We start from the raw sequence: 22,891 nt of genomic DNA, 5'->3' as shown, positions 1-22,891 counted from the left end.
CGAAGTATTCGCCGTCCGCCGGGATTCGAGACGGTGATTTCACATTCCGAGACGACAGACGCGGCAGCGCGGGTCGGCCCCCGCCCTGCTCAGATCTCGGGAGCCGCGTCCGGCGGGGCGGTCGGGGCGCCCGGCAGGTACAGCGTCGCCTCGGTGCCGCCGCCCTGCGCCGGGGTCAGCGCGATCGTGCCGCCTGACTGGTGGACGGTGCGGGCCACGATGGACAGGCCCAGGCCGCTGCCGGGCAGCGAGCGCGCGGAGGGCGAGCGCCAGAAGCGTTCGAAGACGTGCGGGAGCTCCTCGGCGGGGATGCCGGGCCCGTGGTCGCGTACGGTCAGCCGGCCGCCGTCAAGCCGCACCTCGATCCGGCCGCCGGACGGGCTGAACTTCACCGCGTTGTCCAGCAGGTTGACGATGGCCCGCTCCAGCGCCGAGGCCTCGGCGCGGACGAACCAGGGGGCCAGGTCGGCGGTGATGGTCAGGTCGGGGCCGCGCAGCCTGGCGCGTTCCAGGGCGGTGCGGGTGATCTCGTGCAGCGGTACGACCTGGAGGGTGGCCGCCGCGTCCGGCCTGGACAGCTCCTGGAGGTCGCCGATGAGCGCGGCCAGCTCGGTCATCTGCGCCTTCACCGAGGCCAGCAGCGCGCGCCGGTCGTCCGCCGGGATGGCCCGGCCGGTCGCCTCGCTGCGTTCCAGCAGCTCGATGTTGGTCCGCAGCGACGTCAGCGGGGTGCGCAGCTCGTGCCCCGCGTCGGCGATCAGCTGCTGCTGCCGGTCCCGGGACGACGCCAGCGCCGACGTCATCGCGTTGAAGGAGGTGCCGAGCCGGGCGATCTCGTCCTTGCCGTCCACCGGGATCCGTACGTTGAGGTCCTCGGTCCGTGCGATGTGCTCCACCGCCAGGGCCAGGTCGTCCACCGGGCGCAGCCCGGTCCTGGCGATCCACAGGCCCGCGGTGCCCGCGCCGAGCACCCCGATCCCCGCGACGGCGAGCAGCACCCAGGCCAGCGTGGTCAGCGGCCGGGTGACGTCGCTCAGCGGGCGGGCCACCGACACCGCGGCCGGCTCGTGGTTGATCTCCGCCGGCGTGGTGTAGACGCGCAGCTTCTGGCCGGAGGACGTGGTCACGGTGTGCAGCGCGTCCTGGGCCTGCCGTGCCGCCACCGCCGTGTCCTGGCTGCCGACCGGGATGTCGGTGTGGCCCTGCACCCAGCAGTGCGTGCCGTTGGGCAGCACGACCTGGGCCGAGGTGTTGGTGGTGATGAACTGCGTGGGGCTGTCCGGGCTGTTCTCGCTGGGCGCGCTCTGCTTGCACCCCTCGACGGCCAGGGTGCGCGAGATGACCTGGTTCGGCACCACCTCGGGCTGGCGCAGCGACCGGTCCAGCTCGTTGCTGAGCTGGTCCCTGGTGATCAGCCAGCAGGCAAGCGCGGCGGCCGCCACCGCGACCGCCACCGCCACGGCGGTGAGGGTGGTCAGCCGGGACCGCAGCGGCAGTCGGCTCACGAGGGACCGCCGGCGTGACCGCCGTCCGGCGCCCGCAGCACGTAGCCGACGCCGCGCACGGTGTGGACCAGCCGGCGCATGCCGCCGACCTCGGTCTTGCGCCGCAGGTACATCACGTACACGTCGAGGGAGTTGGAGGAGGGCTCGAAGTCGAAGCCCCACACCGACTTGAGGATCTGCTCGCGGGTGAGGACCTGGCGGGGGTGGGTGAGGAACAGTTCGAGCAGGGTGTATTCGGTACGGGTCAGCTCCACCGGCCGGCCGGCGCGGGTGACCTCCCGGGTCGTGACGTCCATCCGCAGGTCGGCGAAGGCCAGGATGTGGTCCGCGGGGTCGCCGGCGCCCGCGCCGGCGGCGTAGGAGCTGCGGCGCAGCAGGGCGCGCAGCCGCGCCAGCAGCTCGTCCAGTTCGAAGGGCTTGACCAGGTAGTCGTCGGCGCCCGCGTCGAGCCCGGTGACGCGGTCGCCGACGGTGTCCCGTGCGGTGAGCATGAGGATCGGCGTGGTGACCCCGGTGCCGCGCAGCCGGCGGGCGGTGGTCAGCCCATCCATCCGCGGCATCAGCACGTCGAGCACGATCGCGTCGGGGCGGTAGGTGTCCGCCGCCTCCAGCGCCGCTATGCCGTCGGCGGCCAGCTCGGTGTCGTAGCCCTCGAAGGCCAGGCTGCGGCGCAGGGCCTCGCGCACTGCGGGCTCGTCGTCCACGACCAGGATGCGGGCGGGTGCCTCGCCGGACTCGCCGGCGCTGGGGGCGGAGCCGGGACCAGGGCTCATGGTGGGGGATACCTCGCTGCTCGACATGGGTGGTGCCGCTGACCCTTTCAGCGTCGCACGACGCGGTGCGTGGGCAGCGCACTGACCGGCGCCCCGGTCGTGCGCTGAACCGGTGCACCGGCCGTGTGCCGGTCGGTCTAGTTGGTCCCGCCGCCGCGCAGCGTCGCGAGGTCGGCCTTGACGGTGTTGACCGGGATGGCGAAGCCCAGGCCGACGCTGCCGGAGGACGACGAGGACGACGAGCCGGAGGAGGAGTCGGAGAACATCGCCGAGTTGATGCCGATGATCTGGCCGCTCATGCTGATCAGGGCGCCGCCGGAGTTGCCGGGGTTGAGCGAGGCGTCGGTCTGGATCGCCTTGTACGTGGTGGTCGAGCTGCCGGTGGACCCGTTGTACTGGTTGCCGCCGAAGGAGAACGGCCACTGGTCGCCCTGACCGCTGCCGTTGCCGTTGCCGCCGAAGCCCTGGCCCTGGCTCTGCCCGTTCTCGACGGGGACGGTCACGTCGCGGTTGAGCGCGGAGACGATGCCGCTGGTCACGGTGTTGCTCAGGCCCTCGGGGGAGCCGATGGCGACGACCTGGTCGCCGATGGCCACCGAGGAGGAGTCGCCGAGGGTGGCGGCGGGCAGGTTCGCGGCGCCCTGGATCTTGATCAGGGCCAGGTCCTTGCCCGAGTCGGTGCCGACGACGCTCGCGCTCGCGGTCTTGCCGTTGGTGTACGTGACGCTGATCTGGTCGGCGCCCGCGACGACGTGGTTGTTGGTGACGACCTGGCCGTCGCCGGTGATGATGATGCCGGAACCGGTGGCCTTGCCCTGGCCGGAGGTCGCGTTGATCTCGACGACGCTGGGGTCGACGGCCTTGACGACGCCGGCCACGGTGCCGTCGAGCGCGGCGGCGTTCACCACGGCGGAACCGCCGTTGGTCGCGGTAGGGGCGCCGGCCGAGTTGTCGGTGGCGTTGCCCACCAGCGCGCCGACTCCGCCGCCGATCACTCCGGCGACGATCGCGGCGGCGGCGAAGAACACCACGGGCTTGCGGGCCCGCCGCTGGTGGCCGCCGCCGCCCTCACCGGGGCCGCCGGTCGGGGGGAGCGGGCCGTACGGGGGCGGCGGGGGGAAGCCGCCGTAGCCCTGGGGGCCCGCGGCCTCGGCCGGCGCCTCACCCTCGGGCGACGGGGTCGGCGGGGAGGACGGGACCGGGGCCGTGGGGCCGTAGTAGAGCGGGTCGTGCGAGTGCTGGGGTTCGCCGCCGTTGCGGCTGCTCTCGGTCATGTCAATGACTGTGGGCCCCGAACATGAGAGCTTGCTGAGCACACGCTGAGAAGCCCGACAGAAGGCTGTATGCCCGATGTAAGGAAGATCGCCCCGGGGCGGTCAGTGGCAGCCGCAGGACCCGCGGACGACCAGCCGGGACGGGAACTGCCGCAGCCGCTCCCGCCTGGCGCCTGGCACCCGCAGCGAGTCGTCGAGCACCGCGTCCACCGCGGCCCTGGCCATGCCCTGCCGGTCGGAGGCCACCGTGGTCAGCGGCGGGTCGGCGAGCGCGGCCTCCTTGACGTCGTCGAAGCCGGCGACGGCCAGCTGCTCGGGTACGTCGATCCGCAGCTCGCGGGCGGCCCGCAGCAGCCCGATCGCCTGGTCGTCGGTGGCGCAGAAGATGGCCGGCGGCCGGTCCGGTCCTGCCAGCAGGCCGAGCGCGACCTTGTAGGCGTCGTAGCGGTTGTAGGGGGCCTGGAAGAGGCGGCCCTCGGTGGACCGCCCCGCTTCCTCCATGGCCCGCCGCCAGCCGACGACGTGGTCGGTGACGGGGTCGCCGATCACCGGGGTGACCTCGGTGCCGCCCAGGCAGGCGACGTAGTCGTGGCCGTGCTCAAGCAGGTGGCGTACCGCCAGCTGCGCGCCGCCGATGTCGTCGGTGCGCACCGCGATGTCGTCGATGGCCTCGGGCCGCTCGTGCAGCAGCACCACCCGGGCGTCCCAGGCGTCGATCTCGGTGGCAGCGTTGTCACTGAGGCCCTGGCTGATCAGGATCAGCCCGGACACCCGCATGCCGAGGAAGGCCCGCAGGTAGTGGACCTCGCGTTCGTCGAGGTAGTCGGAGTTGCCGACCAGCACCATTTTCCCGCGCTCGGACGCGGCCTGCTCGACCGCGTGCGCCATCTCCGCGAAGAAGGGCTGGCGCGCGTCGGGGACGATCAGGCCGATCAGGTCGGTACGGCGGCTGGCCATCGCCTGGGCCACACGGTCCGGGCGATAGCCGAGCTGCTTGATGGCCGCGAGCACTCGCTCGCGGGTGGCCGGGGCTACCGGCCGGGGTCCGTTGTTGATGACGTAGCTGACGACCGCGGTGGAGGTCCCCGCCAGCCTGGCCACGTCGTCGCGCGTCACCTTGGGCACGACGCGAAGTCTACGCGTGTCTATCGGCTCGTCACACGGCTCGTCATACGGTCTGTTCAGCCGATGAACGGCTCTCCTGCCGGTCGGTCCCGTGGCCCTGTGCCGCCTCGCTGCGCGCGGCCTCCTCGGCGGCCCGCTCGACCTTCTCCGGAGTCACGAAGCGGTAGCCGACGTTGCGGACCGTGCCGATCAGCGACTCGTGCTCCACGCCCAACTTCGCCCGCAGCCGCCGCACGTGCACGTCCACCGTCCGCGTACCGCCGAAGTAGTCGTAGCCCCAGACCTCCTGGAGCAGCTGGGCTCGGGTGAAGACCCGCCCCGGGTGCTGCGCCAGGTACTTCAGCAGCTCGAACTCCTTGAAGGTCAGGTCCAGGACCCGGCCCTTGAGCTTCGCGCTGTAGGTGGCCTCGTCGACCGACAGGTCGCCGTTGCGGATCTCCATCGGGCTGTCGTCGCCGGTGATCTGCTGGCGGCCCATCGCCAGCCGCAGCCGTGCCTCGACCTCGGCCGGGCCCGCGGTGTCGAGCAGCACGTCGTCGATCCCCCAGTCCGCGGTCACCGCGGCGAGGCCGCCCTCGGTGACGACCAGCATCAGCGGGCAGCCGGGGCCGGTGGAGCGCAGCAGCTGGCACAGGCTGCGCACCTGCGGAAGGTCGCGGCGGCCGTCGATCAGGATCACGTCGGCGCCGGGGGTGTCGACCAGGGCGGGGCCCTCGGCGGGGGCCACCCGCACGCTGTGCAGCAGCAGCCCGAGCGCGGGCAGCACCTCGGTGGACGGCTGGAGTGCGTTGGTCAGCAGCAGCAGAGAACTCACCGGGGGCTCCCGTCGGTCGTGCGGGCATCGAGGATGTGGTCGATCGTGCTCGGCAATGTGTCGTCCAGCACATCGTGGAGGACATCAGGCGGCGGCGTTGCCACGACGGACCGGCCAGGTGGGTGGGACTGGCTCATTTTCGAACTCCTCCTCGGTGCCTGCGAGGACGGCAGATTTCGTGCGGAAAAGCACGAAAGGACCCGGGGGCGGCATTGCCCAGGTCCTCTTGCACGGAAGAATAGCCCACATGGACAGCGCTGCCGAGGCCGAGGACATGCGTTTCTGTGTTTCACCGCTCACTTCGGGTGGCCGGAGCGCGGTTCTGTTGACGTCCGACGGTATAGCGATCGAAGCCGAACACCTGCGTGCCGCCGATGGTGGACGCGATCTGGCCATCGTCGTCGCGCACGGCTTCACCGGCGCCCTGGAGCGGCCCGCGGTCCGCCGGGCCGCCGCGGTGCTCCGCCGCAGCGGCGGAGTGCTGACGTTCTCCTTCCGCGGGCACGGCCGCTCCGGCGGCCACTCCACGGTCGGCGACCGCGAGGTGCTCGACCTGGACGCGGCGGTGCGCTGGGCGCGGCGGCTCGGCTACGCCCGGGTGGCGGTGGTCGGCTTCTCGATGGGCGCCTCGGTGGTGCTGCGGCACGCGGGCGCCGACCCCGACGCGGGCCTGTCGCCGGTCGACGCGGTGGTCTCGGTCAGCTCGCCCGCCCGCTGGTACTACCGCGGTACGGCGCCGATGCGCCGGCTGCACTGGGTGGTGACCAGGCCCACGGGGCGGCTGGTCTCCCGGCTGGGCCTGCGCACCCGGATCCACCCGGCCGACTGGGACCCGGTGCCGCGCTCCCCGGTGGAGTCGGTGCCGTACATCGTGCCGACGCCGCTGCTGATCGTGCACGGCGACCGCGACGGCTACTTCCCGCTGGACCACCCGCACTCGCTCGCCGCCGCCGCCGGTGAGGGCGGCGCCGAGCTGTGGATCGAGCCCGGTTTCGGGCACGCGGAGAACGCCGCGGACGCGGCCCTGCTCGGCCGGATCGGCGACTGGCTGACCGCCCGTGTTGGAGCGCGGTGACGCGGACGGTCCATGATGGAGGCGGCTCGCGGCGGTGTGCCGGGCATATGACGGCCGGCGGCACGGCCCCGGGACCGGCACCGTACGCACCGCACCGGCACAGGCACGACAGGCACCACGAAGGACGAGGGGACGGAGCCGCGATGGCTGCAACCGACACGGCCGCGCGCCCGGCGGCGGGCACGATCCGCTACTGGGCCGCCGCCAAGGCCGCCGCGGGCACGGCGGAGGAGCCGTACCGCGCGGCCACGCTCGCCGACGCGCTGGCCGCCGCCCGGCAGCGGCACGCCGGGCAGCCCGACTTCGCCCGCGTGCTGCTGCGCTGCTCCTTCCTGGTGGACGGCCACCCGGTCGGCACCCGCGACCACACCGAGGTGCCGCTGCCCGACCGCGGCACCGTCGAGGTGCTGCCGCCCTTCGCCGGGGGGTCCGCGTGAGCGACCACGGCGAGTACGAGTACGGCGAGGGCCGCGGCCAGGGCCGCGGCCACGACGACCAGGCGTACGGCAACGGACCGGCCGCGTACGGCCGCGACGACCAGGCGTACGGCAACGGACCGGCCGCGTACGGCCGCGACGACCAGGGCTACGGCGCCGGACCGGCCCCCTACGGTCGCGACGACCAGGCGTACGGCGCCGGGCCCGCCCCCTACGGCACCGACGGGACCTACGTCCCCGAGCCGCTGCACGCCGCGCCGCCCCCGCAGCAGGGCCAGGACGGCGGCTACGGCGCACCGCCGACCGGCGACGACTGGTCGGGCCACGCCCCCGCCCAGGACGGCCAGGCATACGGGGTCCCCGCCGGCGGGGACGGCTGGGGCGCGACACCGCCGGCCGCCCACCCGTGGGCTGCGCCGCAGGAGTACCCGCAGGGCGGCTGGGAGCCGGCCGCCGCACCGCAGGCCGCGTATCCCGCGGAGGCGGCCCCGGCGTACGAGGCCGGGGGCGCCGGGTGGCAGCAGCAGCCCGCCCACGCCTACGCCGACCCGCAGGCCTACCCGGCGGAACCGCAGGGCGTCGAGCACACCGCCGTCCTGCCGGTGATCGAGGACGAGCCCGCGGCGCCCCTCCCGGGCGGCCGGGCCGCCCGCCGGGCGGGCGCCAGGACCGCCCCGGTGCGCCCCGACGGGCGGACCGGCTCGCCGATCATCGCGCCCGGCATCCAGCCCGCCGCGCTCACCGCGGCGCTCGGTCTGCTGCTCGCGGGCGGCGCCGCGCTCGGCAAGCCGGGCCTGACGGCCTTCCTGGTGCTGCTGCAGGCGGTCACGGCGGCCGGCTGGTTCCGGCTCAACGGCATGTGGCCCGCCCGCCAGGGCATCGTGCTGGCCTTCCTCGCCGGGGTGACCGCCGACGTCGGGATGCTGGCCGCGGACGGCGACCACGCGCCCGAGGTGGTGGTCGGCACCCTCGGGGTCTGGCTGCTGCTGGTCCTGGTGCTGCAGCTCCGCCACCACGGCAGCGCCGAGGAACGCCTCTCCTCGCTGACCGCGACCTCCGCGTCGACCCTGGTCACCGTGCTGGCCTGCGGTTACCTGGCGGCCGCGGTCTCCGGCGCGGGCAGCGACCCGGTGGTGGTGGGCGCCGTCGCGGTGGCCGCCGCGACGCTGGTGCGCGCCCTGCCGCTGCCGGGCGAGCCGCTGTCGCTGCTGACCGCCCTGCTGGCGGCGGCGGCCACCGGCGCACTCACCGGCGGCGCCGACGGCCTCGGTACCGGCGACGGCATCCTGCTCGCGGTGTGCTGCGGCGCCTGCGCCCTGATCGGGCTGCGGGTGGCCAGCTACGACTTCCCGTCGCGGTTCGTCCACTTCACCGCCGGTGTGGCCCTCCCCCTCACCGCCGCGGCCCCCGTCGTCTACGCTCTGGGCCGGGCCCTGACCTGAGCGCTTCCCCGGATATCCACAGGTAACGGATCGGTCCCGCGGGGAACCGCGGACCCCGTGCCGCCCGTCAGGCGTTGCGGAAGTCGGGGGCGGATCGAGTGGGGGAGTACGGGCACATGCGAGCGTGGCGGATAGTCCTGGTCGTGGTGGTGGTCCTCGGCGGCCTGTTCGTCGCCGCGGACCGGATCGCGGTCTCGGTGGCACAGAACAAGGCGGCGGAACGGGCTCAGGCCACCGAGGGGCTCGACCACAGGCCCAAGGTGACGATCAAGGGCTTCCCGTTCCTGACCCAGGCCGCCTTCGGCAAGCTGGACGACGTCTCGATCAAGGCGGAGGACATCGCGGCGGGCGGCGGCGGGAAGACGCTGCGGATCGCGACCTTCCAGGCCGACCTGCACGGGGTGAAGTTCTCCAACGGCTACCGCACCGCGATCGCCGACAGCGCGGACGGCGAGGCCTTCATCACCTACGCGGACCTGTCCAAGGCCGCGCCTCCCGGGGTGACGGTGTCCTCCGCGGGCACCGCCGCGGACGGCAAGGCGATGGTGAAGCTGACCGGGAGCATCCCCGGCATCGACGCGAAGATCAGCGTGCTCAGCGAGGTGACCGTGCAGGGCGCGGACGTCATAGGGCTGCACGCCCAGAAGCTGCCCAAGGAGCTGACCGCGCTCGGCCTGGAGGACAACGTCAGGCAGCAGATCGACTTCCAGAGCCAGCTGACCCACCTGCCCGCCGGGATCTCGCTGACCGCGGTGACGCCCACGGCGGACGGCATATCGGTGGCCGCGGGCGGGAAGCACGTGACTCTCGCCAGCTGAGACACGGGGGAAGCGGCCCCCGGGAGGTCGGCGGGGGCCGAGGTGGTGTCCGACATGCGGACAATCTCGTCTTGCGATGTGACACGCCGGTGACACCTACGGGTTCATTTCCCTACGATCGGGACTCATGAAGCGACAGGCGGATCTCACGAAGCGGCGGGCAGTCGACCTGTGCCGCGTCGCCGCCATGCTCTGTCGCATGCCCTAGGGGCGGCAGCCTCCCCGTGCCGAAGCCGGCCCAAGGGCCCCGGCGCAGCCTGCCTGCCCCGTGCCGTGGAGCGCCGGGCGAGCCGCCCGACCGCCCCGCACCGCATCGCACCCCGCGCGTCGCGCAACCGCAGCATCCGTACTGCCCCGGAGGAGAACAGCATGAGCCGCAGTGACGTCCTGGTCGACGCCGACTGGGTCGAGTCCCACATCGACGACCCCAAGGTGGTCATCGTCGAGGTGGACGAGGACACCTCGGCCTACGACAAGAACCACATCAAGAACGCCGTCCGCATCGACTGGAAGAAGGACCTCCAGGACCCGGTCCGTCGCGACTTCGTGGACCAGGCGGGCTTCGAGGCTCTGCTGTCCGCCAAGGGCATCGCGAACGACGACACCGTCGTCCTCTACGGCGGCAACAACAACTGGTTCGCGTCCTACGCGTACTGGTACTTCAAGCTCTACGGCCACGAGGCGGTCAAGCTGCTCGACGGCGGCCGCAAGAAGTGGGAGCTGGACTCGCGCGACCTGGTCGCCGCCGTGCCCGAGCGCGCCGCCACCGACTACAAGGCGAAGCCGCAGAACACCGCGATCCGCGCGTTCCGTGACGACGTCGTCGCCGCGATCGGCACGCTGAACCTGGTCGACGTGCGCTCGCCCGACGAGTTCTCCGGCAAGCTGCTCGCCCCGGCCCACCTCCCGCAGGAGCAGTCGCAGCGCCCCGGCCACGTGCCGAGCGCCCGCAACATCCCGTGGTCGAAGAACGCCAACGACGACGGCACCTTCAAGTCCGACGCCGAGCTGGTCCAGCTCTACCAGGACGAGAGCGTCGACCTGGCCAAGGACACCATCGCCTACTGCCGGATCGGCGAGCGCTCCGCGCTGACCTGGTTCGTGCTGCACGAGCTGCTCGACCAGGACAACGTGAAGAACTACGACGGCTCCTGGACGGAGTACGGCTCGCTGGTGGGCGTGCCGATCGAGCTCGGCGCCAACTGAGATCCGGAGGGGTGAGTCGCAATGTGTGGAGCGAAGGCCGGTGGGCCTGACCTTGCAGGAGTTGACGTGGCGGGCGAGACCATCATCCAGGGGTCGGTGACCCGCGACGGCGAGCCGGTCAGCGGGTACGTTCGACTGCTGGACGGCGGCGGCGAGTTCACCGCCGAGGTGCCGACCTCGGCGACCGGGCAGTTCCGCTTCTTTGCGGCGCCCGGCACCTGGACGCTGCGCGCGCTGGTCCCCGGCGCCACGGTGGACCGTACGGTCGTCGCCCAGCAGGGCACCGCGGCCGAGGTGGCCATCGCCGTCTGACCTCCCCGTCAGCGGCGGATCCGCCGGGAGGGCCGCACCCCGCGCAAGAGGGTGCGGCCCTCCGCGCTGCCCGCCGCGTGCGGGCCGTCCGAGCTGTTTCGGTATCCGCCTGGCGGACGTACCGTTGAGGTGTGGACGCACGACGCCGTCACTGGTATTTCGCCATGATGGGCACCTGTCTGGTGCTGTTCGTCATGGCGTGGACAGTCGTGCGCATCTGGTCGCTGCCTGCCGCCGTCGGCATGTGCCTGGTGGCCATGGTCATCCCCCCGGTCGCGGCGATCGTCGCGAACCGGCGCGGCCCCCACGAGCGGTGGTTCGACGAACCGGCCGACAAGGACCGCGACGTGCGCACCGGTGACCCGGAGTCCGATGCGTGGTGGGACGAGCTGGAGGGCAAGAGCCGCAAGGACCGCCGCCGCTGACCGCGGAGGCGGCCGCTTCCTGAGCCGGGCTCAGTAGACCAGCGCCTGCACGCCGTCCGGCATGATCTCGCTGACGAAGAGCTGCGCACCCGCGATCCGCACCCCGGCGATGACGTCCTTCTCGACGATGTCACGGCGGGCCGCGCACTGCGTGCACAGGGTGACGCTGCCGGCGGCCAGCACCGCGTCGATCAGGTCGGGCAGCGGTGCGGAGTGCGGCAGTTCGAACTCCGCCGCCCGCCCCGGCAGCGCGAACCACGCCGACTCACCGGTCAGCCACAGCGACACCTCCACGCCGCTTGCCACCGCGACCGCCGCCACCGTGAACGCCTGCGAGCACCGCTCGGGCGCGTCCGCGCCCGCCGTCACCTTGATCACGAGCTTCTTCGCCATCCGCCCAGCGTAGGGGGTGCAACGTTGTGGCACAGGTCACGTCCCGCCGGGCGAAAACCGGTACGGCCACAGCGAGCCGGCTGGACATAATACGAATCCGCGTGCCACCGATCGCAAGCGTGTGCGCCATTCGCCTGGGGGGCTTCCTTGCAGCAGATCGACGGCGAGCCACGCCGTGAAGCGGGTCACGACGGGGACGCGCCCCCCTTCCCGCTGCTCGAACCCGAGCTTGTCTCGTCCTCGGTCCCGCCGCCGCCCGAGCCGTACCGGCCGATGGCCCGCGGGCGGCTGACCCTGGTCCTCGCCGCCGCGGCGGTGCTCGGCGTGCTGGCCGGCGCGGGCGCCGGCTACCAGGTGCAGCGCGGGCGCACGCCCACCCCGCTGCCGCCGCTGGTCGCCGCCGCTCCCGCCCAGCCGAAAGGTGCGGCCCCGGCCGGGCCCGCGCCCAAGGTCGCCGACGACCGGAGCGCGGTCTACGACGGCGACCTGCTCAAGCTGATCCTGCCGACGCCCAAGGGGGCCGAGCAGCGGGAGCGCGTCTGGCTGACGCAGGCCGAGGTGGCGGAGAAGTGGGGCGACCCGGCCGCGGAGTTCACCGAGCTGGGGCAGAGCGGATTCCGCCGGGCGGCGGTCGCCCGCTGGTCGGTGGGCAAGGCCGACGTCACCGACACCGAGATCGGCCTCACGCAGTTCCGCGACGAGGAGAGCCCGTACACCTCGGACATGCTGCGGGAGAACGAGGCGGGCGACGGCGACCACCAGGACTACGCCACCCCCGTTCCCGGCACCCTGGACGGCGAGGTCATGCCGTCGTCGGAGCCGTACGAGGAGGCCCACGGCCTGAAGGTCTACGTCGGCATCGGGCTGGCCCGGGTCGGCAACATCTACGTGGAGGTCTACGTGTCCGCGGTCCACCCGGTGTCGCGGAACGCCGTCATGTCCGTGATCACGAAGCAGCTGGAGCGGATGTGACCGAGCAGCACCCGGAGCCGGCCCCCCTGCCCGAGCACCAGCCCGAGCACCAGCCCGCGCCCCTGCCTGCGGCCCAGCCGCTGCCCGCGGCCGCCCCGGTCCCGGTGGAGCCGCCCCTGCCCGATCACGAGCCGCCGTCCTGGCCCGCGCCCGGCGCGCCCGTTCCGCCCGCGCGGTCGCGGGAGCGGCGGGATCTGCTGGTGGCCGGCGCGCTGCTGGCCGTCGCGGCCCTGGCCGGCGGCGGCTACGCCCTCTTCGGCGGCGGGAGCGGCGGCGGCAAGCCCGCGGCCGCGGCCACGGTCACCCCGGCCCCCTCGGCCAGCAGGTCCTACGGCGTGACGGCCGGCGGCACGCACTACGGCGACCTCGGCGAGCTGCTGCTCCCGATGCGGCCGACCCTGCGGCCCGGCCCGGACTTCCAGCAGTACGGCAACGACACCGTCCTCGACGCCGCCCAGGCCAAGGCGATGGCCGAGAGCGGCAACGGCAGCGCCCAGCTCAGCGCGAAGGAGCGCAAGCAGGCCGACGCCGAGCTGGACGCCATGCACATCAAGGGCGCGGCCCTGCGGACGTTCCGCAGCGCCGGCGGCGGCGTCAGCTACGACATCACGATCGTGCAGGTCGGCAACAAGCTGGCCGCGGGCGCGGCTCCCGAGGCCTTCCGCAAGCTCAGCGCGGGCTCCGACGTCTTCCACAAGGGCCCCGCGGTGCCCGGCCACCCGCACGCGGTCTGCGTGCTGCCGGGCGACGCGGCCCGCAGCGACGACAGCCATGACTTCAGCTGGCTCGACGCGATGTACTGCCAGGCCACCGAGGGGGATCTGATGGTGACGTTCCAGGTCATGGGACTCTCGCCGCTGACGAAGAGCGAGGCCACGCGGATCATGGCCGACCAGCTCGACCGGATCCAGGCACCGGGGGAGGGAGTCTGATGCCCGCACTCAGCCCCCGCGTGCGGGTCACGCTGCGCTGGACGTCGGTGCTGCTGGTCTTCGCGGTCTTCGGCGCCGGGACGGCCTACGCGGTGACGCGCCCGGAGCGCACCGAGATCCCCGGCCTGAAGACGCCGGACGACGGACGCTGGACGTACCCGCCGCTCGCGCTGCCGAAGCTGCCCGCGCGCAAGCCGCGCCCGCTGGACACCGCCCACAACCCCGGCGGCGTCCACTACGCCGACATCCGGTCCCTGCTGATCCCGCTGCCCGAGGGCGCGGTGGACGATCCGGCCTTCCCCGGCGCGAAGGGCTGGCTCCCGCCGACCACGTATCTGAAGGTGATGAGCGGCGGGGGCGGCGCGCAGAAGGCGCTGTTCCTCAAGGAGCAGGGGCTGCGCCACATCGCGGCCCGCGCCTGGACCATGCCGGACGGCACCAGGACCGAGGTGTATCTGCTGCAGACGATCTCGGCGGCCTACGCCCAGATCGTCGGGCCGGACGCGGACGCCAGGCCGCTGGAGGGCGTCACCACCGACCAGCGCGACCGCAGCCTGGTGGACCGCACGGTCCCCAAGGGCCTGACGGTCTCCGGCTACGGCGAGACCGTCCCGTACGGCGCCGCCATGACCCGCTACGCCTTCGTGACCGCGGGCGACACCGTCGCGCTGGTCAGCCAGACCCGCAAGAGCGGCGTCGTATCGGAGCAGGCCTTCCGGCAGACCGTACGGCTGGAGGCCCAGCTGCTGGGCTGAGCGGCACGTCACGCGGGCTGACCGCGCCCGGGGCAGGGTCGCGCACTAGACTTGTGGGCGGCCCTGCCCGCTGCCCTCACGAGGAGCACGACCCGTGCACATTGAGTACTACTTCGACGCCCTGCTCGTGCTGGTCTGCGTCGGCACCGCCGCGTTCGCGTTCTACGCGGTGAAGAAGCTCTACCAGGGCCAGCGCTGACATGATCGAGATCCCCTCGGACCTGCACCCCGACCTCGTGCCGCTGGCGTTCCTGCTCGGCCGGTGGGAGGGCGCGGGCGTGCACGACTTCCCGGGTGCGGAGAAGTGCAACTTCGGCCAGTCGGTGACCTTCACCCACGACGGCCGGCCGTTCCTCGAGTACGTCTCGCACACCTGGGTGCTGGACGACGAGGGCAAGCAGGTCAGGCCGCTGGAGAGCGAGAGCGGCTACTGGCGGATCGGCAAGGACCGCAAGGTCGACGTCACCACCACCCGTGACGAGGGTGTCGTCGAGATCTGGACCGGCGAGCTGGCCGACGGCAAGCCGCAGATCGACCTGGTCACCGACGCCGTGGCCCGGCTGCCCTTCGCCCCGGAGTACAGCGGCGGCAAGCGGCTGTACGGCTACGTGAACAGCGACCTGATGTGGGTGGGCGAGAAGGCCACCCCGGCGGTGCCGCTGCGCGCGTACATGTCGGCGCATCTGAAGAGGGTCGTGGACCCGCGCGAGTGGATCGGCGATCTCAAGGACCTGCCGGACGACGGCATCGCCTTCTTCAAGTAGCCGGCACGCCCCCGGGCCCGTGCGGGCCGCCCGCCCGGCCGGCGGGCCCTGACCGGCCCGTTGCTGGCAGGGCCGTCCGCCGTCCGGGCGACCTACACTTGCCGGGTGGTCACCACCGACTGGAAGACCGACCTGCGCCGGCGCGGCTACCGGCTGACGCCGCAGCGGCAGCTGGTGCTCGAAGCCGTCGACTGCCTGGAGCACGCGACTCCCGACGGCATCCTGGGCCAGGTGCGCAAGACCGCGTCCGGGGTCAACATCTCGACCGTCTACCGCACCCTGGAGCTGCTGGAGGAGCTGGGCCTGGTCAGCCACGCCCACCTCGGGCACGGCGCGCCCACCTACCACCTGGCGGACCGGCACGACCACATGCACCTGGTGTGCCGGGACTGCGACAAGGTCACCGAGGCCGACGTGGAGCTGGCGGCGCCGCTCGGGGACCGGCTGCGGCGGGAGTTCGGCTTCGAGACCGACATGAAGCACTTCGCCATCTTCGGCCGCTGCCGCGACTGCGCCGCGAAGGCGGCCGACTCCTAGGCCGTGTCCGAGCTTCGGCGCCGCCTTCCGGCCCCCGCCTTCCGGCCCCCGCCTTCCGGCCCCCGCCTTCCGGCCCCGCGGGCCGTGGCGCCGGCCGGCGGTCCGGTCATACGAGCGGCCTGGTCGTAGTCTTGACGGCATGACCAAGAGCCCTTTGCTGTCGCTGCCCGGCGCTGTCCCGGCGGAAGGCCCCGACGAAGGGGTCGCCGCGCACTACGGCGACCTCTTCCGCGAGCAGCGCGCCCTCGCCGACGGCAGGGGTTTCGTGGACCTCTCGCACCGTGGTGTGGTGACCGTCAGCGGCGCCGACCGGCTGTCCTGGCTGCACCTGCTGCTGACCCAGCACGTCGAGAGCCTGCCCGCGGGGCAGGCCACCGAGGCGCTCGTGCTGTCGGCGCACGGGCACATCGAGCACGCCCTCTACCTGGTCGACGACGGCGCCACGACCTGGATTCACGTCGAGCCCGGCACGCAGGGCGCGCTGCTGGCGTATCTGGAGAGCATGAAGTTCTTCTACCGGGTCGAGACCGCCGACGCCTCCGAGCAGTACGCGGTGGTGTATCTGCCCGCCGGGTCGATCACCGAGGTGCCCGCGGAATGGGTCGCACGCGAGACGCCGTACGGCCGGGAGGTCTTCGTCCCGCGCGACCGGCTGGCGGACTTCGCCGCGCAGGCCGGGCCGCCGATCGGGGTGCTGGCACACGAGGCGCTGCGGATCGAGGGGCACCGGCCGCGGCTCGGCCTGGAGACCGACCACCGCACCATCCCGCACGAGCTGGGCTGGCTGGAGACGGCCGTGCACCTGCAGAAGGGCTGCTACCGCGGCCAGGAGACGGTCGCCCGGGTGCACAACCTGGGCCGCCCGCCGCGCCGGCTGGTCTTCCTGCACCTGGACGGCAGCGAGGTACGGCTGCCCGGGCACGGCGCCGAGGTGCGGATCGCGGCCGAGGGCGGCGACGGCCGCTCTGTCGGCACGATCACCTCGTCGGCCCGGCACTGGGAGCTCGGCCCGATCGCGCTCGCGGTGGTCAAGCGCAACACCCCCGAGGGCGCGACGCTGCTGGCCGAGGACACCCCGGCGACCCAGGAGACGGTCGTCGCCCCCTGAGGCCGGTGGGCCGGCGGGGCCGTGACGCCTACAGGTCGAGCACGACGGTGAACGGCCCGTCGTTGGTGAGCGACACCTTCATGTCGGCGCCGAAGACGCCGGTCTCCACGGTCGCGCCCAGCGCCCGCAGCTGGGCGACGACCTCGTCGACCAGCGGCTCGGCGACCTGGCCGGGCGCGGCGGCGTTCCAGGTGGGGCGGCGGCCCTTGCGGGCGTCACCGTAAAGCGTGAACTGGCTGATCACCAGCAGCGGTGCCGCGATGTCGGAGCAGGACTGCTCGTCGGGCAGGATGCGCAGCGTCCACAGCTTGCGGGCCAGCGACGCGGCCTTCTCCGGGGTGTCGTCGTGCGTGACGCCGACCAGGACGCACAGCCCGGGACCGCCGATGGCGCCCACGGTCCGCCCGTCGACCACGACCTTCGCCTCGCTCACCCGCTGGGCCACCGCACGCATGGCCTCATTGTGGCGGGTCCGCCGGACCCGCCGGGACGCGGGTGGCGGATCGCACGCGGGCGGTCGCGGCGGGCGCCGGGGGGCGCGTCCGGCCGCCGGCGCGCGCCGGTCCGGTCGTCTCGCACAACTGTCGCGACGGCCGTTCGGGTGCAGAGTCGCTGCGGGGCGCCGGTGGCAGGTGGCAGCATCGACGGCAGGATCCCCGCCCGTGGCCCGGCGCCGCGTGCGTGCTGCCGCGTGCGGGGGGCGACAGGCATGATCACATCCGGCGCTGGACAGACTCCCGGCACCGCCGCCACCGGGCCGGCGACGCCGCCCCCGGCGCCCACCAGGAAGGGCCACCGCATGCTCAAGGCCGACGCACCCGGGCCGTCCCGCCCGCCCGCACCCCGCGGCCCGATGGCGGACACCCCGGCTGCCGACCTGGGCGAGCTCGACCTGGCGGCGCTGCGCACCCTGCGCAAGGACGCCCAGCGCGAGGAGGCCGACCTGTCGTATCTGCGCCGGCTGCTGCACGGCCGGATCGACATCCTGCGGGCCGAGCTCGGCCGCCGGGCCGGCGCAGGCGCCGAGGGCGCGCCCGGCGAGCCGGGCGGCCCGGAGGCGCCGGTCCTCGACCGGCTCCCGGAGATCCTGGCCGACGGCCCCTCCCGGGTCCGCTCGGCCCGGCACGTCACCCTCGGCACCCCGCTGGGCGAGCGGGTGCAGCAGCTCGCCGCCGAGATCCTCGCCGAGGTGGAGCTCTCCGACCTCGACGCCCGCACCGACCCCGAACTGCACGCGGCGATGGGCCGGCTGGCCCGGCACGAGCAGCAGGTCTCCGGCCGCAGGCAGCGCCTCCAGCAGACAGTCGACGACTGCTCGGCCGAGATCGCCCGCCGTTACCGTGAGGGCGAGGCCCACGTCGACGACCTGCTCTCCGACGGCTGACACCCGCTGCCGCGCACCCGTTCCCGGGCAACTGACGGCCGGCGCCTGCGTGGCCGCACCGGCGTGGTGGGCGGCCCGTTAACCGGATGCGAATCGCGTCGGCGGCTGCGTAACGTGCGGGGATGGGTCTTGAGATACGCACGGTCACCGAGTCCGAAGTCGCCGACTGGGTGCGAGCGGTGAACCGCGGGTTCCACCGGTCGCAGACCATCAGCCCCGAGGAGATCGGGATCATGCGGGCCGGCTACGACCTGGAGCGCACCCGTGGCGCCTTCGACGGTGACCGCTGCGTGGCGACCTTCCGCAGCATGGCGCGGGACCTGACGGTGCCCGGCGGCGGCTCGGTACGGGCCGACGCGGTCACCAACGTGACCGTGACCGCCACGCACCGCCGCCGGGGCCTGGCCAGCGGCCTGATGGCCGCCGACCTCGCGGCCGCCAGAGAGCGCGGCGAGGCGGTGTCGATCCTGATCGCGGCGGAGTACCCGATCTACGGGCGGTTCGGCTTCGGCCCGGCCACCTGGGTCACCGACTGGGAGATCGACGTGCCCAGGGCCGGGCTCGGCCGCCGGCACGCGGGGCCCGACCCGGCGGAGGGCACGGTCGAACTGATCAGCGCCGCCGAGGTGCGAGCCGTGGGCCCTGCGCTGCACGAACGCGTCCGCACCCGCACCGCAGGGGCCATCAGCCGCGAGGCGGGCTGGTGGGACCGGGCGACCGGCGCCAGCGTGCTGCCCTCCTTCGGCTTCAAGGAGCCGTTCTTCGTCGTGCACCGCGACCTGGCCGGCGAGGTCGACGGCATGGCCGCGTATGAGGTCAACGACCCGCACTGGCCGGGCAAGCTCCCGAACGCGGATGCGGAGGTCCGCTGGCAGCTCGCGGCAGGACCCGCCGCGGACGCGGCCCTGTGGCGCTATCTCCTGTCGCTGGACTGGGTGGTGCGGCTCAGGTCCGGCCACCGCCCGCCGGACGACGTCCTCCCGCTGCTGCTCGGCGACCCCCGCGCCGCCCGTACCGAGACCTACGCCGACTTCATGTGGCTGCGGCTGCTGGACGTCCCGGCCGCACTGTCCGCCCGCGGCTACGCCCCGGTGGCCGCCGACCTGGTGCTGGACGTCCGCGACCCGGCGGGTCTGTCCGGCGGCACCTTCCGGCTGGAGACCGCCCCGGGGGACGCGCCCCGCTGCACCCCGGCGCCGTCCGCCGCCGCGGACCTGACGCTGGACGTCGCCACCCTGTCCCGCCTCTACCTCGGCGACGAGTCCGTGCTGCGCCTGGCGGACCTCGGCCTGGTGACCGAGCACCGGGCCGGCGCCGCCGCCACCGCCGACCACCTGTTCCGCACCCCGCGCCGCCCGTGGTGCCCTGAGACCTTCTGAGCCCTGCCCGCCAGACCGCGGGCCGGGCACGGATCGACCCGGGACAGCGAGGGCGTCCCGGGTCCTGGTGTCGTGATGGTTCACTGCGCCAGCAGCAGCGCGAGTGCGGTGAGTCCGAGTGCGGTGAAAGTGGTGTTCCGGATCTTGTGGCCCACGCCGGCGAGCGTGAGGGCGAGTGCCCCGGCGGTGCCGTAGCGCCACTGGACGAGCTGGTCGGCGGTGAAGGTCAGCAGGGTGTAAGCGGTCATGGCGGGTCACTCCTTGGCAGGAGCAGAGCGGGCGAGCGGGCCTGCGGGGCGCGCGCAGGCCGGTGGGGTCGGCGGAAGGCGCAGAGTGCTTCGTACGCGGCTGCCCCCGGCACGACCTCGGGACGGAGGGTCCGCGTCCTCCGGGCAGTCAACCGGTCAACTTGGCTTGCAGTCCAAGTAGTTGACTGCGTTCCTGTCTACAGTTGTTCCCGCTGACCGCAGATCAGTAAACTTGTCGCAGTAAACTCCACTTGTCTGGACTGGAGTTGTAGGGTGATTCCCGTGAGCACCAAGGCGGACTCCGGCGGGGCCAAGCGGACCTATCTCCGCGTGGCCGATGAGCTGCGCGCCAGCATCGAGAGCGGCGCCATCGCGCTCGGCGACCAACTGCCGACCCACGCGGAGCTGGTGACGCAGTTCGCGGTGTCGAGGGCGACGATCCAGAAGGCGCTCAGAGCGCTCCAGGACGAGCACTACGTGCAGTCCGTCCAGGGCAAGGGCGTCTTCGCCCGGGACTGGAACGCCCCGGAGTCCGAGCCCGGATCCGGCCGGCGCGCCCCTGAGGCCGGCGAGCAGGCCGACCCGGCCCCCGCGGATCTGAACGGCGCCATCGCCTGGAGCTTCGGGGCCCGGCACGTCACGATCGACGCCTCCTGCCTGACCAGCGAGTCGCTGAACGCCGCGATCGTGCCGCAGGCCGGCCGGATCATGCTCGGCGAACTGCGCCCGGAGTCCGTGCACGTCCGGCTGCTGCTGCCGAACGCCCTCGCGGTCCGTGCCATCGCCAGGAACGTCGCGGACCCCGCGGACACCCGCCCCGCCGAGCGCCTGCTGGGCCTCATCGGCACCCACACCGGCGCCCTGCGCAACCTGCTGGCCGACCTCGGCGAGCGCGGCCACATCGAATCGGTGCGGGTCGAGGCCAGGACGCACGCGATGCCGCCGCAGTTCAAGATCTACCAGCTCAACGGCGAACGCGGGCTCAAGGCGTACTACGTCATGGGGACGCGCTCGGTCCAGTTCGACGACGAGACGGTCGAGATCTCCGACGTCCGCGGCGTCGGCGCCCGGCTGTTCAGGATCGGCGGCGCCGAACTCGCCGAGTCCGCGACGTGGTTCGACTCCTGGTGGTCAGCCGCCGAACCTCAGGCCCCGCAGTGACCCGCTGTGACGTGGCTCTCTGGCGCAGTGCTGCCGCGCAATCGACACTCACTGAGTGACCCTCACCGATGCAGGCGGCCTGGAGCCGTCGAGTCCCGACGCGCTCGCCGAGGTTCTGGCCGGCGTCAAGTGCGTGATGTTCGACTTCGACGGACCCCTGTGCCCGCTGTTCGAGGACCGGCCGAGCGACGGGCTCGCCCGGACCTTCCACGGCATCCTGGCCGACGCGGGCCTGGAGTCGGCGGAACTGTCCGGCCTGGCCGACCCGTACCGCATGCTGCGCAAGCTGCCGTACGGCTTCCCCGGCCGCCGGTTCGACGCGGACGACCTGCTGCGCTCGGTGGCGTCGGTCTTCGCCGAGCACCTGACGCTGGAGGAGATGGAGCGGGTCAGCCGGGTGGAACCGACCGAGGGCGCCGTCGACTTCGTCCGCGCCCTGCACGACCGCGGCATGACGCTGGCCATCGCCACGAACAACTCCCCGGAGCCGGTGCAGACCTACCTCAAGAGCCACGGCATCGAGCGGATGTTCGCCGGGCGCATATACGGCCGCGGGCAGGACCCGCGCCGGATGAAACCGCACCCCGACACCGTGCGCCGGGCGCTGGCCGCCGTCGCCCCGTACGGCATCACCCGCCAGGAGTGCGTCCTGCTCGGCGACACTCCCGGCGACCTGGCGGCGGCGCGCGGCGCCGGGGTCCGCTTCATCGGCTACTGCCGCTCGCAGGCGAAGGCGGTGCGGCTGACCACCGCCGGGACACGCTACTGGGTCGCGTCGCTCGACCGCCTCAGCGAGGCGTTCCAGGAGAAGTGAACGCCTCGATCGGATCACGAATACGTGCGCGGTGACCTCCACCCGGTTAAGCTGCGCCGCAAACCGACGGGACCGGTTGAGACAGTGTCAGACACTTCCGTGCCTTCCAGGAGGCCACCATTCGCACCTCCCGTCTCGCCGCACCGCACCTCGACGACTGGGACCACCTGCTGCGCAGGGCCACGTCGAAGGCCAGCCCGGTCGTCGGTTTCCACCACCACAACTACCCCGTCGGGCTGCCGAGCGTGCTCGCCGACCGCGCCGGGCTGCCCCGCGGATCGCGGGTCACGATGCGGGTCAGGCGTCCGGCGGACGAGACGCTGGCGGTCACCCTGCGGACCTGGGAGCACGAGGCCCAGGTGCTCGCCGCGGTCCGGCCCTGGCTGGCGAACGTCCCGCAGCCGCTGGTCCGCGACCGCGACTACGGCGTCCTCACCTACGCCGCCGGCACCACGCTCGCCGACGTCTCCCCGGCCGGCAAGCCGCTCGACCGCATCCACCTGGAACAGCTCGGCGGTGTCTTCGGCGCGCTGCTGCGGGTCCCGGTGGCGCAGCTGCCCGCCCGCCCGGCGCACTGGCCGGCCGACGGGGACAGCGCCGGCTTCCTGCGGATGCTGCTGGCCTTCGCCGAGCAGGTCAGGCTCGACCACGACGCCGAGTTCGGCCTGCTCTTCCGCCGCATGGGAGTGCCGCAGGACGCCCTGACCCGGCTGGCCGGCACCGCGGCCCCGCTGACCCCGCGGCCCTTCGCGCTGCTGCACACCGACCTGCACCGGCGCAACATCGTCGTGCGCGACGACCGGACCCTGCACGTCATCGACTGGGAGCTGAGCAGTTTCGGTGACCCGGCCTACGAGCTGGCCACCCACCTGTGCAGGACCGACTACCCCGAATGGCAGTGGGACGAGGCCGTCGAGGTGTGGCGGGCGGCCGCGACCGCGGTGTCGCCCGCCTTCGCCGCCGCCCTCGACGCGGACCTGCCGGCCTACGTGCGCTACGAGCGGGCCCAGTCGGTCTACCCCGACGTCATGCGCGCCGCCCGCGCCCTGGTCTCCCCCCGCGCCCCCCTCCGGATGACCGAGGCCGTCCGCCGCGCCCGCCTCGCCCTGCACCGTGCGGCCCCGGCCCTGGGGATGACCGCGGTACCCGACCGCGCCGACGTGACCGCGGCACTGAACGACTGGCTGCGCGCGCTGCCGGCCTGACCCGGGGACCGGCGGCGCGGGCCGGGGGTCCGC

The 22,891-nt window shown here is 73.3% G+C and carries 27 protein-coding genes; 19 read left to right on the top strand and 8 right to left on the bottom strand.

The annotated features are described in order from the left end of the window. Positions 1–89: 89 nt before the first annotated feature. The 5 genes from OG702_RS15965 to OG702_RS15945 all read right to left on the bottom strand — a co-directional run bounded on the left by OG702_RS15965 (position 90) and on the right by OG702_RS15945 (position 5,491). A complete protein-coding gene (locus OG702_RS15965; protein WP_327289555.1) occupies positions 90–1,505 on the bottom strand; it encodes a sensor histidine kinase in 1,416 nt (471 codons plus the stop codon). Continuing rightward, positions 1,502–2,278 (bottom strand): response regulator transcription factor, encoded by a 777-nt coding sequence (locus tag OG702_RS15960; protein WP_327289554.1) that lies wholly within the window; start codon positions 2,276–2,278, stop codon positions 1,502–1,504. The genes OG702_RS15965 and OG702_RS15960 overlap by 4 nt, the downstream gene beginning before the upstream one ends. Positions 2,279–2,415: 137 nt before the next feature. Further along, entirely contained in the window at positions 2,416–3,552 is a 1,137-nt protein-coding gene (locus OG702_RS15955; protein ID WP_327289553.1) for a S1C family serine protease, read from the bottom strand. Between the two features lie 102 nt (positions 3,553–3,654). Continuing rightward, positions 3,655–4,677, bottom strand: coding sequence for a LacI family DNA-binding transcriptional regulator (locus OG702_RS15950; RefSeq protein WP_327289552.1), 1,023 nt, complete (start codon positions 4,675–4,677; stop codon positions 3,655–3,657). Between the two features lie 43 nt (positions 4,678–4,720). Then, positions 4,721–5,491, bottom strand: a complete 771-nt coding sequence (locus OG702_RS15945; RefSeq protein ID WP_327289551.1) for a response regulator transcription factor — start codon at positions 5,489–5,491, stop codon at positions 4,721–4,723. 247 nt (positions 5,492–5,738) lie between these two features. On the opposite strand from OG702_RS15945, the gene OG702_RS15940 reads away from it, so the two are divergent. The 8 genes from OG702_RS15940 to OG702_RS15910 all read left to right on the top strand — a co-directional run bounded on the left by OG702_RS15940 (position 5,739) and on the right by OG702_RS15910 (position 11,206). After that, positions 5,739–6,566, top strand: a complete 828-nt coding sequence (locus OG702_RS15940; RefSeq protein WP_442814435.1) for an alpha/beta hydrolase family protein — start codon at positions 5,739–5,741, stop codon at positions 6,564–6,566. A gap of 143 nt (positions 6,567–6,709) precedes the next feature. After that, complete coding sequence (locus OG702_RS15935) at positions 6,710–7,003, top strand: MoaD/ThiS family protein (protein WP_327289550.1); 294 nt, start codon at positions 6,710–6,712, stop codon at positions 7,001–7,003. Continuing rightward, positions 7,000–8,445: a hypothetical protein gene (locus OG702_RS15930; protein WP_327289549.1), complete on the top strand. Its 1,446-nt coding sequence runs from the start codon at positions 7,000–7,002 to the stop codon at positions 8,443–8,445. The genes OG702_RS15935 and OG702_RS15930 overlap by 4 nt, the downstream gene beginning before the upstream one ends. A gap of 116 nt (positions 8,446–8,561) precedes the next feature. Next, on the top strand, positions 8,562–9,263 hold the full coding sequence (locus OG702_RS15925; protein ID WP_327289548.1) for an LmeA family phospholipid-binding protein: 702 nt from the start codon (positions 8,562–8,564) through the stop codon (positions 9,261–9,263). 127 nt (positions 9,264–9,390) lie between these two features. Further along, positions 9,391–9,471, top strand: coding sequence for a putative leader peptide (locus OG702_RS35475; protein ID WP_355342331.1), 81 nt, complete (start codon positions 9,391–9,393; stop codon positions 9,469–9,471). Positions 9,472–9,632: 161 nt separating this feature from the next. After that, on the top strand, positions 9,633–10,469 hold the full coding sequence (locus OG702_RS15920; RefSeq protein ID WP_327289547.1) for a sulfurtransferase: 837 nt from the start codon (positions 9,633–9,635) through the stop codon (positions 10,467–10,469). Between the two features lie 21 nt (positions 10,470–10,490). Continuing rightward, positions 10,491–10,781: a DUF1416 domain-containing protein gene (locus tag OG702_RS15915; RefSeq protein ID WP_327289546.1), complete on the top strand. Its 291-nt coding sequence runs from the start codon at positions 10,491–10,493 to the stop codon at positions 10,779–10,781. Between the two features lie 131 nt (positions 10,782–10,912). Further along, positions 10,913–11,206, top strand: a complete 294-nt coding sequence (locus tag OG702_RS15910) for a DUF3099 domain-containing protein (protein ID WP_327289545.1) — start codon at positions 10,913–10,915, stop codon at positions 11,204–11,206. Positions 11,207–11,236: 30 nt separating this feature from the next. Here the strand turns inward: OG702_RS15910 and OG702_RS15905 are convergent, their stop codons facing one another. Continuing rightward, complete coding sequence (locus OG702_RS15905; RefSeq protein WP_327289544.1) at positions 11,237–11,599, bottom strand: DsrE family protein; 363 nt, start codon at positions 11,597–11,599, stop codon at positions 11,237–11,239. A gap of 147 nt (positions 11,600–11,746) precedes the next feature. Here OG702_RS15905 and OG702_RS15900 point away from each other — a divergent pair, with 147 nt between their 5' ends. The 6 genes from OG702_RS15900 (at position 11,747) to ygfZ (ending at position 16,667) form a co-directional block, all read left to right on the top strand. Further along, complete coding sequence (locus OG702_RS15900; RefSeq protein WP_327289543.1) at positions 11,747–12,571, top strand: hypothetical protein; 825 nt, start codon at positions 11,747–11,749, stop codon at positions 12,569–12,571. Next, positions 12,568–13,503 carry a hypothetical protein gene (locus tag OG702_RS15895; protein ID WP_327289542.1) on the top strand — a complete coding sequence of 312 codons (936 nt, stop codon included), beginning with the start codon at positions 12,568–12,570 and terminating at the stop codon, positions 13,501–13,503. Before OG702_RS15900 ends, OG702_RS15895 begins: the two co-directional genes overlap by 4 nt. Continuing rightward, the gene (locus tag OG702_RS15890; protein WP_327289541.1) at positions 13,503–14,258 is read left to right on the top strand and encodes a hypothetical protein; all 756 of its coding nucleotides are present in this window, start codon (positions 13,503–13,505) and stop codon (positions 14,256–14,258) included. The genes OG702_RS15895 and OG702_RS15890 overlap by 1 nt, the downstream gene beginning before the upstream one ends. Positions 14,259–14,458: 200 nt before the next feature. After that, positions 14,459–15,022 carry an FABP family protein gene (locus OG702_RS15885; RefSeq protein ID WP_327289540.1) on the top strand — a complete coding sequence of 188 codons (564 nt, stop codon included), beginning with the start codon at positions 14,459–14,461 and terminating at the stop codon, positions 15,020–15,022. A 105-nt stretch (positions 15,023–15,127) separates the two neighbouring features. Beyond that, a complete protein-coding gene (locus tag OG702_RS15880; protein WP_327289539.1) occupies positions 15,128–15,559 on the top strand; it encodes a Fur family transcriptional regulator in 432 nt (143 codons plus the stop codon). Positions 15,560–15,698: 139 nt separating this feature from the next. Beyond that, positions 15,699–16,667 carry a CAF17-like 4Fe-4S cluster assembly/insertion protein YgfZ gene (gene ygfZ / locus OG702_RS15875; protein WP_327289538.1) on the top strand — a complete coding sequence of 323 codons (969 nt, stop codon included), beginning with the start codon at positions 15,699–15,701 and terminating at the stop codon, positions 16,665–16,667. A 28-nt stretch (positions 16,668–16,695) separates the two neighbouring features. Here the strand turns inward: ygfZ and dtd are convergent, their stop codons facing one another. Further along, entirely contained in the window at positions 16,696–17,121 is a 426-nt protein-coding gene (gene dtd, locus OG702_RS15870; RefSeq protein ID WP_327289537.1) for a D-aminoacyl-tRNA deacylase, read from the bottom strand. A 255-nt stretch (positions 17,122–17,376) separates the two neighbouring features. On the opposite strand from dtd, the gene OG702_RS15865 reads away from it, so the two are divergent. Together OG702_RS15865 and OG702_RS15860 are read left to right on the top strand one after the other, a co-directional pair. Then, positions 17,377–18,051 (top strand): RsiG family protein, encoded by a 675-nt coding sequence (locus tag OG702_RS15865; RefSeq protein ID WP_327289536.1) that lies wholly within the window; start codon positions 17,377–17,379, stop codon positions 18,049–18,051. Positions 18,052–18,173: 122 nt separating this feature from the next. Continuing rightward, complete coding sequence (locus OG702_RS15860) at positions 18,174–19,430, top strand: GNAT family N-acetyltransferase (protein WP_327289535.1); 1,257 nt, start codon at positions 18,174–18,176, stop codon at positions 19,428–19,430. Between the two features lie 80 nt (positions 19,431–19,510). On the opposite strand, the gene OG702_RS15855 is transcribed toward OG702_RS15860, so the two are convergent. Continuing rightward, positions 19,511–19,678, bottom strand: coding sequence for a hypothetical protein (locus OG702_RS15855; protein WP_327289534.1), 168 nt, complete (start codon positions 19,676–19,678; stop codon positions 19,511–19,513). A gap of 282 nt (positions 19,679–19,960) precedes the next feature. Here OG702_RS15855 and OG702_RS15850 point away from each other — a divergent pair, with 282 nt between their 5' ends. From OG702_RS15850 to OG702_RS15840, 3 genes are all read left to right on the top strand, one after another. Continuing rightward, positions 19,961–20,839 carry a winged helix-turn-helix domain-containing protein gene (locus tag OG702_RS15850; RefSeq protein WP_327289533.1) on the top strand — a complete coding sequence of 293 codons (879 nt, stop codon included), beginning with the start codon at positions 19,961–19,963 and terminating at the stop codon, positions 20,837–20,839. Positions 20,840–20,894: 55 nt separating this feature from the next. Then, positions 20,895–21,653, top strand: a complete 759-nt coding sequence (locus OG702_RS15845) for an HAD family hydrolase (protein WP_327289532.1) — start codon at positions 20,895–20,897, stop codon at positions 21,651–21,653. Positions 21,654–21,898: 245 nt separating this feature from the next. Further along, on the top strand, positions 21,899–22,858 hold the full coding sequence (locus tag OG702_RS15840) for an aminoglycoside phosphotransferase family protein (protein ID WP_327289531.1): 960 nt from the start codon (positions 21,899–21,901) through the stop codon (positions 22,856–22,858). Positions 22,859–22,891 lie beyond the last annotated feature (33 nt).

Source organism: Streptomyces sp. NBC_01198 (genome assembly GCF_036010485.1).
In the GTDB taxonomy this organism is placed as follows: Bacteria; Actinomycetota; Actinomycetes; order Streptomycetales; family Streptomycetaceae; genus Actinacidiphila.
This window is presented reverse-complemented; position numbering and strand designations above follow the sequence as displayed.

Bases quoted from the DNA above. Each gene is read 5' to 3' on its own strand.
- OG702_RS15915 (WP_327289546.1), top strand. From the start codon at position 10,491: ATGTGTGGAGCGAAGGCCGGTGGGCCTGACCTTGCAGGAGTTGACGTG.
- OG702_RS15890 (WP_327289541.1), top strand. From the start codon at position 13,503: ATGCCCGCACTCAGCCCCCGCGTGCGGGTCACGCTGCGCTGGACGTCG.
- OG702_RS15905 (WP_327289544.1), bottom strand. From the start codon at position 11,599: ATGGCGAAGAAGCTCGTGATCAAGGTGACGGCGGGCGCGGACGCGCCC.
- OG702_RS35475 (WP_355342331.1), top strand. From the start codon at position 9,391: ATGAAGCGACAGGCGGATCTCACGAAGCGGCGGGCAGTCGACCTGTGC.
- OG702_RS15885 (WP_327289540.1), top strand. From the start codon at position 14,459: ATGATCGAGATCCCCTCGGACCTGCACCCCGACCTCGTGCCGCTGGCG.
- ygfZ (WP_327289538.1), top strand. From the start codon at position 15,699: ATGACCAAGAGCCCTTTGCTGTCGCTGCCCGGCGCTGTCCCGGCGGAA.
- OG702_RS15960 (WP_327289554.1), bottom strand. From the start codon at position 2,278: ATGAGCCCTGGTCCCGGCTCCGCCCCCAGCGCCGGCGAGTCCGGCGAG.
- dtd (WP_327289537.1), bottom strand. From the start codon at position 17,121: ATGCGTGCGGTGGCCCAGCGGGTGAGCGAGGCGAAGGTCGTGGTCGAC.
- OG702_RS15940 (WP_442814435.1), top strand. From the start codon at position 5,739: ATGGACAGCGCTGCCGAGGCCGAGGACATGCGTTTCTGTGTTTCACCG.
- OG702_RS15925 (WP_327289548.1), top strand. From the start codon at position 8,562: ATGCGAGCGTGGCGGATAGTCCTGGTCGTGGTGGTGGTCCTCGGCGGC.
- OG702_RS15855 (WP_327289534.1), bottom strand. From the start codon at position 19,678: ATGACCGCTTACACCCTGCTGACCTTCACCGCCGACCAGCTCGTCCAG.
- OG702_RS15955 (WP_327289553.1), bottom strand. From the start codon at position 3,552: ATGACCGAGAGCAGCCGCAACGGCGGCGAACCCCAGCACTCGCACGAC.
- OG702_RS15920 (WP_327289547.1), top strand. From the start codon at position 9,633: ATGAGCCGCAGTGACGTCCTGGTCGACGCCGACTGGGTCGAGTCCCAC.
- OG702_RS15865 (WP_327289536.1), top strand. From the start codon at position 17,377: ATGATCACATCCGGCGCTGGACAGACTCCCGGCACCGCCGCCACCGGG.
- OG702_RS15860 (WP_327289535.1), top strand. From the start codon at position 18,174: ATGGGTCTTGAGATACGCACGGTCACCGAGTCCGAAGTCGCCGACTGG.
- OG702_RS15935 (WP_327289550.1), top strand. From the start codon at position 6,710: ATGGCTGCAACCGACACGGCCGCGCGCCCGGCGGCGGGCACGATCCGC.